The 13243-nt window shown below is 65.8% G+C and carries 8 protein-coding genes; 2 read left to right on the forward strand and 6 right to left on the reverse strand.

Annotated features, from left to right (window positions below; genetic code table 11):
• Window positions 1–67: 67 nt before the first annotated feature.
• From HMP09_RS03810 to HMP09_RS03835, 6 genes are all read right to left on the reverse strand, one after another.
• Entirely contained in the window at window positions 68–2548 is a 2481-nt protein-coding gene (locus HMP09_RS03810; protein ID WP_176499255.1) for a TonB-dependent receptor plug domain-containing protein, read from the reverse strand.
• Between the two features lie 155 nt (window positions 2549–2703).
• Entirely contained in the window at window positions 2704–3384 is a 681-nt protein-coding gene (locus tag HMP09_RS03815; protein WP_232090648.1) for a gamma-glutamyl-gamma-aminobutyrate hydrolase family protein, read from the reverse strand.
• Window positions 3381–4325: a serine O-acetyltransferase EpsC gene (epsC, locus tag HMP09_RS18525; RefSeq protein ID WP_176499256.1), complete on the reverse strand. Its 945-nt coding sequence runs from the start codon at window positions 4323–4325 to the stop codon at window positions 3381–3383. The genes HMP09_RS03815 and epsC overlap by 4 nt, the downstream gene beginning before the upstream one ends.
• A gap of 19 nt (window positions 4326–4344) precedes the next feature.
• Entirely contained in the window at window positions 4345–5112 is a 768-nt protein-coding gene (locus HMP09_RS03825) for a phosphate/phosphite/phosphonate ABC transporter substrate-binding protein (RefSeq protein WP_232090650.1), read from the reverse strand.
• A gap of 23 nt (window positions 5113–5135) precedes the next feature.
• Window positions 5136–5948 carry a fatty acid desaturase gene (locus tag HMP09_RS03830; protein WP_232090652.1) on the reverse strand — a complete coding sequence of 271 codons (813 nt, stop codon included), beginning with the start codon at window positions 5946–5948 and terminating at the stop codon, window positions 5136–5138.
• Between the two features lie 249 nt (window positions 5949–6197).
• Window positions 6198–7877 (reverse strand): alkaline phosphatase D family protein, encoded by a 1680-nt coding sequence (locus HMP09_RS03835; protein WP_176499259.1) that lies wholly within the window; start codon window positions 7875–7877, stop codon window positions 6198–6200.
• Between the two features lie 170 nt (window positions 7878–8047).
• Here HMP09_RS03835 and HMP09_RS03840 point away from each other — a divergent pair, with 170 nt between their 5' ends.
• Window positions 8048–10447: a TonB-dependent receptor gene (locus HMP09_RS03840; RefSeq protein ID WP_176499260.1), complete on the forward strand. Its 2400-nt coding sequence runs from the start codon at window positions 8048–8050 to the stop codon at window positions 10445–10447.
• 50 nt (window positions 10448–10497) lie between these two features.
• Entirely contained in the window at window positions 10498–12972 is a 2475-nt protein-coding gene (locus HMP09_RS03845) for a PhoX family protein (protein ID WP_176499261.1), read from the forward strand.
• Window positions 12973–13243 lie beyond the last annotated feature (271 nt).

Genomic DNA, 13243 nt, shown 5'->3' on the forward strand with positions numbered 1-13243 from the left:
CGGTCGAGTTACCTCTTTCGATATCATCGACAGCGGAGAGATTCACTTCGGTGCAACCACGATTTGATCACCAGCTCAGGCCGGCGCGTGCGTAGACGTACCGGCCGTTGAACCCGAACGGCGAGTAATAGGGATAGCCGATCACCCCGGTCGGGTTGTTCGCGATGCTCGTCGCGTCGGGATAGACGTCGAACAGGTTGCTGACGCCGAGCCCGATCTGCGCGCCCTTCTTCGCCTGGTAGCGGAGTTCGAGATCGGTGATCAGGTGCTTGCCGCTATGGACGTCGCCAGCCGCCGTCGTGCCGGGCTGAGTCACGTCGCCATAATAGGTGACGCGGGCCAGTGCACCGAGCTGCTCGAGCGACCAGTCTATGGAGCCGGTCACCTTCTCGCCCGGCGTACCATTCTCCAGCGACTCGACGCGGTTGCGGGCGAACAACGTCGGTGCCGGGCTGAGGGTCGAGGTCGAGGTCGGCACGCGCGTGACGTTCACGTCGTTGACGTTGCCGGCGATCGTGAGGTCGAACGTCCCGGCAGCATCGGTCGGGAGGCGGTAATGCGCGACCGCGTCGATGCCCTTGGTGGTCGACGCGATCCCGTTGATGAAGAAGCGTGCCGCACTGACGTTGAACGGCGTCAGCAGCGCCGCGACCTGCGGATTGCCCGCCGCGGCAAGATTCTCCGACAGGCCGATCTGGTTGCGGATGCGGATACGGTAGGCGTCGACGGTCAACTCGAACCCGCCGGCGCGGATCACGGTGCCCACCGAGAGGTTGGTCGACTTTTCAGGCTCGAGCGGCAGGCCACCGAGCGCGACAGCGACGCGGTTTACCGAGGGATACGTGCCCGTCAGGATCGGAATGCCATCCTGCACGACGCTGGCGACCGACGTGAAATACTGCTGTTGCAGCGCCGGCGCGCGGAAGCCGGTCGAAGCGGTGCCACGCAGCGCGAACCAGCGCGCGAAGTCGTAGCGTGCGGAGACCTTGCCCGTGCCGGTCGAGCCGAAATCGGAATAATCCTCCCCGCGCCCGGCAAGGCCGAGCAGCAACTTGTCCGTCACCTGCGCTTCGACATCGAGGTAGACGCTGCCGTTCCGGCGGCTCCGCTCGATCGCATTGTCCGGCGAGAACCCGCCAAAGCCCTGCGCCCCCGGCGGCGCGGTCAGCAGCGCGCCGCCGGTAACCGTGCCAGCGGTCGGATAGCCGTAGGAGGCCTGTTCACCCGGCTCGATCTTGAACCCTTCGCGGCGTCCTTCCAGTCCGAAGGCGACGTTCACGCCTTGCAGAAGGTCGAATTTGCGATCGATGTCGAGCCCGAGGATGTACTGGTCGTAGATGAGTGCACCGTCGGAAAAATCCCTCGGCGTCGCGCTGCCATAGGCGTAGTTGGCGGAGTCCAGCGTGCGGAAACCGATCTTGTTGCGACCATAGCTGGCGTTCAGATCGACGGTCCAGTCGGCGACCTCGCCCTTGATACCGACCGCCGAGTTGATGTCGCGCGACTTGGTGTTGATCAGCGGGAGGAACCCGTCCTTCGTGCCGGCGAGCGTCAACCGCGTCGCCGAGGTCGCATCCAGCGGCAGGCGCGGGAACGCGGCACTGCGCGTGTCGCGGTCCTGATACCCTAGCCAGCCGTACAGCTTCCACGTACCCGTCAACGTCGTACCGGCATTGGCGAAGATGCTGTACTGTTCGACCTTGGGATCGCCGAACTGGCCCGTCACGCGCTTCGGCGTCGCGGGCGCGTTGAGCAGCGGGCGCGTATCGAAGTCGGCGCGGTTGGTCGCCTGCCGATCCAGATACTCACCCGAAACGGTCAGGAAGCCGTCCTCGCCAAAGCCGATGCCCTGCCAGCCGGATACGGTCAGCGCATGCTCGCCATTCGTGCTGCGGCTGCCGCGGGCAGTGTCTATATCGGTATTGTAGAAGCCGTAATTGACCGTCATGCCGCCGCCCGAGCGTGCCTCGCGCAGCCGCAGGTTGACCACGCCGGCGATCGCATCCGAGCCATATTGTGCGGACGCGCCGTCTCGCAGCACTTCGATGCGGTCGAGCGCAACCGTCGGGATCGTGTTCAGATCGACCGCAGCCGAGCCACGCCCGACCGACCCGCCGACGTTGAGCAGCGCCGCGGTATGGCCGCGTACGCCGTTGACCAGCACGAGCGTCTGGTCGGGCGAAAGGCCGCGCAACGTCGCCGGGCGGATCGCGTCGGTGCCGTCGACCGCGGATGGCCGCGGGAAGTCGATCGACGGCGCGATCGCCGACAGCGCCGCACCCAGTTCGGTCGTCCCCTGACGCTGGATCGCAGCCGAGCTCAGCACGTCGACCGGCGACGCGCTGTCGAGCCGCGACCGACCAACGGCGCGCGTACCCGTGACAATGATGTCGTCCTGCGTATCGGGTGCCGCAGCGGGGTCTGCGGCAGGCTCGGCAGCGGCTGGGGTCGCCGATTGAGCGGGCGCGCCCTGCGCATGGACGGCCTGCACGCTGGCGAAGGCGAGAGTCGAGGCAGCGAGCGTCAACGCGGTACGATAAGCGGTCATGATAGAGTCCCTGTCAGTGGATCGTTCTGCGACGATCTGCGTGCATGCCAAACGAGCGGATGCAGTCATCGGTCCCGATAGGTCCCAAGCGACTGGCCGATAAGTGAAAAGATTGCGCGGCTGGATGCGCTGGCTGCAACGTCCCATTCGGGATGTCACTGCACCGCCAGCACATCGCCGCCGCACGGACGCGCCGAGAACGCCTCGACCAGCCCATCCGACACCGCGTGCGCCTCGACGCTGAGCCCCTCCCCCAGCCGGTCGATCCCCTGGCGGTGAACCGACGTGACCAAGATGGTCGACTCGGCGATCGCAGCCGCGAGCATCCCTCCCGACAGCAGGCTCACATCGTGGACATGGTCGAACAGCGTTTCGTACGCGGTCGTGTCCTCGGTCGATCGGTGATGGCCGTCGTCCAGCGCATCGGTCAGCGTGCCGCCGAACAGCACGTTCAGCTCCTGCAACCCGCGACAGATGCCGAACACCGGCCGCCCCGCCTCGATCATCCGCCCCGCGAGTTCGAGCGCCACCGCATCGCGTTCGAGATCAAGTGCATCGTCGACCGCGTCGGACTTGCCATAACGGGCGCCTGCGACGTTCGACCGCGATCCGGTGAGCAACAGCCCGTCGAGTCGCGCCGCCAGCGCCCGCGTGTCCATCGCATCCGCCACCGCCGGTACCAGCAACACGGTCGCGCCCGCATACCGGACCAGCGGCTCGACGAAGCGCGTGGCGACCGCCTGGATCGGACGATCGACGACCTCGTTGCAGCACAGCACGCCAATCACCGGCTTCGGCGGTCCATCCTCTCGCCGACAACAGGCAAAGCGCATCATGCGGCGCGTCCCCGCAGCGTCTCGTGCAGTTGACCGGCGGCCTCCCCCGCCAGGATCACCGCCGTCGGCTGCGCGACGACGCTACCCGCGGGCACGTCCTCCAGCAGCCAGACATTGCCGCCGATCGTCGCGCCGCGCCCGATCGTGATCCGACCGAGGATCGTCGCGCCGGCGTAGATGACGACGTCGTCCTCGACGATCGGATGCCGGGCAAGCCGCTCGCGCGCCGATACGTCGGTCACCCCGAGCGGGCTGCGCGCTCCGAGCGTGACATGCTGGTAGATTTGGACGCGGTCGCCGACGATCGCGGTTTCGCCGATCACGACGCCGGTGCCGTGATCGATGAAGAAGCTGCGACCGATCGTCGCGCCCGGATGGATGTCGATCCCGGTGCGATTGTTCGCGAGTTCGGAGATGATCCGCGCGACGATCGGTGCGCCCAGCCCGTACAAGGCGTGCGCGATCCGGTGGTACAGGATCGCGACGACGCCGGGATAGCAGATCAGGATCTCGTCGGCACTGCGCGCAGCCGGATCGCCGAGAAACGCAGCGCGCACGTCATCGTCGACCAAAGCGCGGATCGGCCCGAGTTCGGCGATGAACAGCCCGGTGATCATCGCCGCATGGCTGACGTCGAACGCCAGCACCGCCTCTTCCTGCCAATAGCTAAACTCGCATTCGACCTGCCGTTGCAGCCGCGCCAGAGCCTGCCGAAGCCGGGTTTCGACGAACGCATCCTCGCGCTCGACCGGTCCGGTGAACATGCCCAGCCGACCAGGAAACAGCGCGGCGACAAGATCGTCGACCGCCTGCCCGGTCTCGGCCAGCGACGGGAACCGGTCGAGCCGATGGCGACCATCCGCCGCCCGCCACGCAGACCGCGCGGTGCGCAGTTCCTCGATCGTCGCCGAAAGGTCGAGCGCTTCTGTGGCATGCGCCATGAGATCATCCTTCGACACGTCAGCGGAGTTCGGGATAGCCGGCACGAACCGCGTCCGCGTCCAGTCGTGATATCGGCAACAGCGACGTCGGATCCGCAGGCACGATACCGGTGAGGAACAGCGCGTCACGCACTGCGGCGAGGTCGGGATCGGCCATGACACGGTCGAGCGCGATCCGCAGCGCTGCCACGGTCACGGCGTCGGTCGATGCCGCGGTCACGAACGGCAGGCTCGGGGACGGCGAAGTGCGCGCGACGATCTTCACCCCGGCGGTGAGTTCGGGCTCGAACCGGTCGACCGCCGCGAAGGTGACGCAGTCGATCACCGCGAGGTCCACCGCACCGCTACCCACCGCAGCGAGGCTGGAGCGATGGGCTCCGCTGTCCACGACCTTGGCAAAGAACGCCCCCTGCCCCGCATACGGCGCGACCGCCGCGCGGAACAGGTTCATGCCGGTGTTGGATCGGCGATCGTTGATGCCAGCGCGACTGCCCCGGAAGTCCTCGACCGCGTCTCGCGCATCGTCCGCACGCGCGACCAGGACGCTGCCCGGCATTGCATCATAGACCGGGAACGCGACGATCTGGAGCGCCAGCGTCGGATCGACGACCAGCGGATATCCGCACGCCTGCCCGAACACCAAGGTCGGATCGCGCCAGATCGCATGGACGTCTCGCGTCCGGTCGAGCCTGTTTGGTACGTCCGCCACGCCTTGATCGCGCAAGGCCGCGGCGAGCGCCGACCAGAGGCGGTCGTTCGCACTATGTTGCGCAGGGTGATCGTGCATGCCCAGCGAGGCGATCCGGCCGGTCAAACGGTACCGCCCCGGTGCAGCGGATGCACCATGTCGTCGTGCGCGCTGAATGCAAACCGACGGACGACCTTACCATAGCCGCGATAGATCGGTGCACCGGCATCCACGAACCGCTGCCGGTTCAGCGCGTGATAGGTAGGCAGGTCGTACCAGGCGAGCGACGGCCGCTCATGATGCGCTGCATGAAGATTGTTGTTTAGGAACACCAGCCCGAGAAGGCCGCCATGCTCGACACTCGCCGCACGACCTGGGCTGTCGAGGTCAGCGCGGTGCTCGACATAGGAGCGCACCATCGTCAACGCGATGCCAGGATATACGAAGCACAGCGCATAGCGCACCAGGCCGAGCCCGACATGGTCGAGCCGGAGGACTACTAGTATGACGGCGATCGCATGGGGCAGCCAGTGGCGCGCCACCGTCACCGGCGCGCGCACCATCCGCCGAGTCTCTTGAAGCAAGGACCGCACGACGCAGATCGGCGGGCCGAAGATGATCTGACCCAGCAGTGTCGACTGAAGCTGCGCCAGCGCCTGCTGGAGGCCGCGCGAAACCGTGCGATAGCGGGACTCAGGGTCGTATCGCGGATCGGTGATGATCGTCGCGCAGTGATGCGCGATGTGGCTCCGGCGATAGAGGCGATAGGGCAGCCAGAGCGACAAGGGGACGAACCCGATCGCATCGTTGATCCAGCGATGGCCGGTCGGATGCCCGTGGATCGTCTCGTGTTGCAACGATCCCTGCCAGGCGAGCAGCCCCCCGCCGAGCAGGATCAACACGGGTGTCGGCAACAGCGCGTGCCACGCTGTCACGGCCAGCCACCCGCCGTAGATGACAGCTGCCAGGATGACGGTAGGCCATCCGACCCGCGATCTCGAAGACTCCCGCTGCATCCTCACCTCCGTTCGGTGAGGTAAATATCCCCGTACCCGGTAGGAATTGACAGTCGATTGAACTTTCCGCTGGCAAAGTTTCACCGCCACCACGCGGATCGAGTCGGAACGCGCTATGCCCGGAGCCGCCACAGGGCGATCCGGGCATGACGACAGCAGGTTCCAGGATCAGGCGATACGGTCCAGCGGGCTATCCGGCTGGCCCGCCGTCGCCCGGAACCGCGCTGCGACCGCCTGCGTGTAGGGCTTGGTCATCACGGTCGACACCGTGACCGAGTCCGCCGTCGCGTGCTCCGGGGTCAGCGTCAGCAACGTGAACCCTTTCCCGACCTGGTCGCAGAACCGGACCTCGCCCTTGTTCGCATCCGCGATCAGCGCACCGATCCCCGGCAGCAACGAGCCATAGGACAGGCTCGTGATCGCAGTGCAGCCGAACTCGACCGCGACCTGCTTGCCCGAGGCATCGTGCAGGTCGTTCGCCCACGCTGCATGGCTGTCACCCGACAGCACGATCGGGCGCGACTTGGCACGCTGGAACGCGGCATACAGGCGCTCGCGGGCCGCCGGATAACCGTCCCAGCTATCGAGCCCGAACGGCATCCCCGCACGGTACGATGCGATGCTTGCCACCAGTCGTTCCCGCCACATTGCCGGCAGCTTCGCCATCGCTTCGGCGAATTTGACGGGTCCGAGTTGCCGCTCCATGTCGGGCCCCGCAACCTTCGCCATCACCACCTGGTTGCCGAGCACCTGCCACGGCTTCCCCGCCGCGACCGAATTCGCCATCGTCTTCTCGACCCACGCCAGTTGCGTCGCCCCGAGAAGTTCGCGGTCGGCGCGCGCGCGTTCCGCCAGCATCGGCGCATATTCAGCGGGCGTGATCTCCTCGCCCTTCGACACGACCTGATGACTACGCGCCAGCAGCCGCGTCTCGACCATCACGAGCGTCGCAAGGTCGCCGAAATCGAAGCTCCGGTTGATCGCCGCCCAGGGCTGGCCGGGCTTGGGATCGCGGATCGGCATCCATTCGAAATACGCCTGCATCGCGGCCGCCTTACGCGCGTCCCAATCGCCTTCGGTCTTGGGGTCGTGGTTCTCGGCACCGTGCATCCAGTCGTCGTTGGCGACCTCATGATCGTCCCAGACGCAGATGAACGCGGCGCGAGCGTGCGCGGCCTGCATGTCGACGTCGCGCTTCACCTGCGCGTGCCGCATCCGGTAGTCGGCAAGGCTGACGATCTCGTGGCGCGGCTCGACGAAGCGGCCGATCTTCTTGGCGATGTCCGCGCCGTACCCGTCGACGCCGTATTCGTAGATATAGTCGCCCAGATGGAGCACGGTATCGACCCGGTCGAGCTTGGCGATCGCATCATACGCGTTGAACAGACCGCCCGCGTAGAGCTGGCAGGAGACGACCGCCATGACGACGTCGGCGACCTTGCCCTTCGGCAGCGTCCGGAACCGACCGACGGGCGAGCGCGTGCCGTCCGCGGCATCGAACCAATAGCGATATTCGCGACCCGGCTGGAGCCCGGTCGCCTCCACCTTGGCCGTGAAGTCGCGCGACGCGCGGGCCTTGACGGTGCCCGAGCGGATCGGCTTGCCGTCCTCCGTCTCCGCGACATGCCAAGTGAGCGCGATATCCCCAGCCTGCGCTGTTTCGACCGGGGTGGCGCGGGTCCACAAGATGGCACCATCGACCGAGGGATCGCCGCTCGCTACGCCGTGATCGAAACGGGATTTCGCAGCGCCCGCTGCTTGTGACGCGACCGTGGGGAGCGCGAGCGTCGCGCCCGAGCCGGCGAGTTTAAGGGCGTTTTTCAAGGCATCGCGGCGGTTGATCGTCATCGTCTCGGGCTTTCGTAACGGGTGTCGCCCGCCTGCTAGCCACGATCGAAGACAAGCCGGCGGCAACGATGTGACAGCGCCGTTACGGAATAGTCATTTTGCTTTCATGGAGACGCCATCGAAACGTCACCTCCCCCCCGTAGTGCGACGGCAACGAAACGGGGGACTTAATGACACGTATCTTCACGCGGCTCGCGCTTGCGACGCTCGCCACGACCTGTTCGACCATGGCGCTTGCACAAGCCGGCACCCCCGACACTGCCCAAGCCGAAACCCAGGCCGCCACGTCGGACGACGAGATCGTCGTCACCGCGCAGAAGCGTGAGCAGCGCATCGAAGATGTTCCCGTCACCGTCACCGCGCTGACCGGCGCGCGCATGGCGTCGATCGGCGTCAACTCGCTGAGCGAAGTTGCTGCCTATATTCCCGGTCTCCAGATCCAGGAGCAGAGCGCGAACAATCCGGGCTTCGTGATCCGCGGCATCACTTCGGACAATGGTTCATCGCAGCAGGGCGCGCGCGTCACGCTCTATTACAACGGCATCGATATCAGCCGTTCGCGCGGCGCCTATCAGGACTTGTTCGACCTCTCGCGGATCGAAGTCGTGAAGGGCCCGCAGGCGACCCTGTTCGGCACCGCAGCGGCAGTCGGCGCGATCAGCCTCGTCTCAGCCAGGCCGGAGGCTGGCGTATCGGGCGCCATCAACGGCACATACGGCAGTTTCGACCGCACCCAGGTGTCGGGTTTCCTGAACGCCGGCAACGACGTCCTCGCCGGCCGCATCGCCTTCGCGTATAAATATCGCAAGGGGTACGTCCGCAACATCGCCGGCGACGCGAACGTGCCGAACCAGAACCGGGGCGGCGTCGACCAGGACGATCTGAACGGACAGGACCAGCGCGGCATTCGCGGCTCGCTCCGCTATCGTCCGAGCGACAGCATCACCGCCGACCTCGTCCTGACCTATGACGGGCAGCGCAACCCCGGCACCGCGTTCAAGAGCCGCGCACACGCCCCGACCGGTGGCCAGACCGGCGACTATGGCTATGCGGAGCTCTCGGGCTCGCCGTACAGCGAGGCCGCGCTCGGCGCCCGCAAGCTTGGTCTCGACCGCAGCGTCTACGACGCGAACCTGACGATCACCGCGGACCTGTCGCCGGGCGTCACCTTCACGACCGTGAACGGCTATCGCCGGTTCGACGCGCTCGAAATCTTCGACGCCGATGGCGGCCCCGCTGCGTATCTCGAGTTCGCCGAAGACGCGAAGGGCGACCAGTGGAGCCATGAGAGCCGCTTCGCCTTCGAAGGGCCGAAATACCGCGCCTCGGTCGGCTGGAACGCGTTCTTCGAGAACGGCTTCCAGCGCGTGCCGTTCGCGACGGAAGAAGGCACGTATCTCGCCTGTTCCGTAACTTCGGCCTATCAGCCAATTCGCACTGCGCTGAACCGCGCGGGCATCCCGACAGAGACGGGTTGCGTCGCGGCCAACGGGACCATTCCAGCAACGCGTGCCACCGCCGCGCTGACGGGTGGCCGAGCAACTGCAATCCCTTACGCAGCAGAATTCACAAACTACGGCAACAACGACACTTACTCGGTGTTCGCCGACGTGACCTATATTCCGGTACCCGCGCTTGAGTTGACTGCCGGCGCGCGTATCCTGATCGAGGATCGACAGTCAGGCTACTCGTCGGTCCAACCGAATTCGGTGATCCTCGCGAGCCTTAATATCCAGACGAGCCTGCTGGGTACCGTCAGCACCAACGGCAATAAGTTCGTCGCTGAGAAGAGCTTCACGGCTATCCTGCCGCGCCTGAACGCGCTGTTGAAAATTACCGATGACGTCAATGTCTATGGAACCATAAGCAAGGGCCGCCGCTCGACAGTGGTCCAGCTTGCCGCACAGCGGACTGCATTCGGCGTCGGTCCGAACCTCCAGATCATACCCGAGGAAAAGGTCTGGAATTACGAAGGCGGCATCAAGGGTCAGCTAGGCCCGTTCAGCGGGGCGGCGTCGGTTTTCTATCAGACCTATGATGGCTTCCAGTTCTCGGTAACTAGCAACGGCGTGACGACGGTCCGCAGTGCGGACTCGGCGAACAGCGTCGGTGTCGAGCTTGAGGGTAATCTGCGCCTCGCGCCGTATCTCTCGATCTTCGGGACCTTCGCCTATATCGACGGCGGTATCGGCGACGACGTGGCGAACGGCCCCTACGCCGGAAACCAGTTCCGCCTGCAGCCCAAGACGACGGCATCGGGCGGCATGATCCTGCGCGCTCCGGTGGGCGGCGTGACCGTCTACGCCACGCCAAGCGTCACCTATAAGTCGAAGGTATTCTTCGAGTTGCCGAACACTGATGCGATCAGTCAGCGCGGCTATACGCTGGTCAACGTCCGTGCCGGGCTGGAGTTCGCGCAAGGCCGCTACAGCGTCGGCGGGTTCGTCCGGAACGCGACCAACAAGCGCTATCTGATCGATGCAGGCAATACCGGCGGCGGCTTCGGCATCCCGACCTACATCGCGGGCGAGCCGCGCTTCTACGGCGTCGAGCTCGGCGCGAAATTCTAAATCTCACGTATCGTTACACACCGCGCAACCATTCCTTGGGGGGACCAAGCATGACGTTCGAGACCATCTATACCGACGGCGACATCGATACCAATCCGACCGCCAACCCGCATATCAACGACCTGATCGAGTCGCGCTATTCGCGCCGCCAGACGTTGATGGGCGGCATGTCCGCAACCGCTGCGGCGGTCTTTGGCGGGATGCTGCTGACCGGCTGCGACGACGACAATGACGGTAACGGATCGAGCCCCGTCACGGTAACCGCGACGGCCGGCGGCAGCGCGACCGCGGGTCGCGTCGCGACGCTGACCGGCGCGGCGATCGGCCAGGTCGACAGCGTGACCTGGACCCAGACTGCCGGCCCCGCCGTGACGCTCGCGGGTGCCACGACCGCCACCGCGACCTTCGTCGTGCCGGGTGCGGCCGCCGGAACGGTCCTTAGCTTCCAGTTCACCGCCGTGTCTGCGGGCGGATCGGCCAGCGCGACCACCAGCGTCACGGTCGGCGCAGCCTCGCTCGGCTTCACGGCGGTGGCAAAGAGCCTCGCGGATGTCGTTGCGGTGCCATCGGGCTATGTGGTGACGGTATTGTACCGGCTCGGCGATCCGATCGGCAGCGGTGTCGGCGCCTATGTCAATGACGGGACCGACGCGACCTTCTCGAAGCGCGCGGGCGATCACCATGACGGCATGAGCTATTTCGGCATGTCCGCCACCGGCACGCCCGACGCCAACGGCAACACGCGCGGCCTGCTCGTGCTCAATCATGAGAACATCACGCAAGCCTATCTGCATCCGAACGGCCCGACCACTACCGCCGGCGTCCGCCCCGAAGCCGAAGCGCTCAAAGAGATGGAGTGCCACGGCGTGTCGGTGATCGAGGTCAACCGCGCTGCCGCCTGGAGCTATACGACCGCGTCGTCGTTCAATCGCCGCATCACGCCGCTGACGCCGATGAGCTTCTCGGGGCCGGTGCGCGGCGCCGACAGCCTCAAGACGCGCTACTCGCCCGATGCCACCACGGGCCGCGGCACGATCAACAATTGTGCCAATGGTACAATGCCTTGGAACACGTATCTGACCAACGAAGAGAACTGGGTCGGCTATTTCAAGCGTGAAGTCGGCGATGCCGCGCGGCGTGCGGCGACCGGCGCGGTTGGCGTCAAGGCCAACACGTCGCTGACACGATACGGCAAGTCGGAGAGCAACACCGGCGGCAATTACGGGTGGTCGACGGTCACGCCAGCGGACACGACCAGCACGCTCTATGCGCGCTGGAACATCACCGCGCAGGCCAGCGCGCCGGCCGATGGCACGGGCGATTTCCGCAACGAGATCTTCCAGTATGGCTGGGTGGTCGAGATCGATCCGTTCGATGCCAACTCGACCCCGCGCAAGCGGACCGCGCTGGGCCGGATGAACCATGAGGGCTGCCAGATCGGCCGGACCATCGCAGGCGTGAAGCCGGCCTTCTACATGGGTGACGATGCGCAGAACGAATATATCTACAAGTTCGTTTCGGCCACGCCGTGGTCTGCGGCCGATGCAACCGCAGCGAACCGTCTCGCGATCGGTGACAAGTATCTCGATACGGGAACGCTTTACGTGGCGAAGCTTGCAGCGGACGGCAGCGGCCAGTGGCTGCCGCTGGTGTTCGGCCAGGGGCCCCTCACCTCGGCCAATGCGGCATATCCGTTCTCGAGCCAGGTGGATGTATTGATCAATACGCGTCTGGCGGCCGATGCGTTGGGTGCGACGAAGATGGACCGGCCGGAGTGGACCGCGGTCAACCCCGCGACCGGCGAAATGTATTGCACGCTCACCAACAACTCGTCGCGGACCGTCGCGACCGCGGACGCACCCAACCCGCGCGCTTATGTCGATCCGAAGACGACCGGCGGCCAGACCACCGGCAACGCCAACGGGCACATCATCCGTCTTCGCGAGACGGGCGACACGTCCGAAGCGCTCACCTTCGCGTGGGACATCTATGCGTTCGGTGCGGGTTCCGATCTGGACGCGACCAACATCAACCTGTCGGGTCTCGATGCGACCAACGACTTCTCGTCGCCCGATGGCCTGTGGTTCGGTCTGCCGAGCAACGCATCGGGGACGATCGCGCCGGTGATGTGGATCGAGACCGATGACGGTGCCTTTACCGACGTCACCAACTGCATGCTGCTCGCCTCGGTGCCGGGGATCGTCAACGATGGCGGTACGCGGACCGTGACGAACACGATCGGTGCGGCAACCGGCTCGGTGACGACGCGGATCGGCAAGGCACCGGGGGCTGCACTGCGTCGCTTCCTGGTCGGGCCTAAGGAGTGCGAGATCACGGGCATCCATACGACTCCGGACGGCCGCTCGCTGTTCGTCAACATCCAGCATCCGGGCGAGAATGGCGGACCGACCAACATCACCAGCAGCTGGCCGGCGAACCAGGCGGGTACCGTGACGACGCCCTCGCGGCCGCGGTCGGCGACGATCGTGATCACGAAGAATGACGGGGGTGTGGTGGGGCTTTAAGCGGCCCATCAGCAGGACTTACTAATCCTCCCCCGCAAGGGGGAGGTGGCGCCGAAGGCGACGGAGGGGGAGGACACGGAACAGCGGCCTACGCTAACCTCCCCCTCCGTCTGGCAAGGGCCAGCCACCTCCCCCTGCCGGGGGAGGATTGAGCAATTCAGCACGCCCGCATTGCACCCGCACCGCCCCGGCGGAGGCCGGGGTCCAAGTGGGGGACGTCGCTAATCGGCGGTGCGCGTCATTACCTCTGTCTTGCCACCTGGGCCCCGGC

Source organism: Sphingomonas sp. HMP9 (genome assembly GCF_013374115.1).
Lineage (GTDB): Bacteria > Pseudomonadota > Alphaproteobacteria > Sphingomonadales > Sphingomonadaceae > Sphingomonas.

Excerpts from the sequence above, each read along its gene's own strand:
- HMP09_RS03810 (WP_176499255.1), bottom strand. The coding sequence starts at position 2,548 with ATGACCGCTTATCGTACCGCGTTGACGCTCGCTGCCTCGACTCTCGCC.
- HMP09_RS03815 (WP_232090648.1), bottom strand. The coding sequence starts at position 3,384 with ATGATGCGCTTTGCCTGTTGTCGGCGAGAGGATGGACCGCCGAAGCCG.
- epsC (WP_176499256.1), bottom strand. The coding sequence starts at position 4,325 with ATGGCGCATGCCACAGAAGCGCTCGACCTTTCGGCGACGATCGAGGAA.
- HMP09_RS03825 (WP_232090650.1), bottom strand. The coding sequence starts at position 5,112 with ATGCACGATCACCCTGCGCAACATAGTGCGAACGACCGCCTCTGGTCG.
- HMP09_RS03835 (WP_176499259.1), bottom strand. The coding sequence starts at position 7,877 with ATGACGATCAACCGCCGCGATGCCTTGAAAAACGCCCTTAAACTCGCC.
- HMP09_RS03840 (WP_176499260.1), top strand. The coding sequence starts at position 8,048 with ATGACACGTATCTTCACGCGGCTCGCGCTTGCGACGCTCGCCACGACC.
- HMP09_RS03845 (WP_176499261.1), top strand. The coding sequence starts at position 10,498 with ATGACGTTCGAGACCATCTATACCGACGGCGACATCGATACCAATCCG.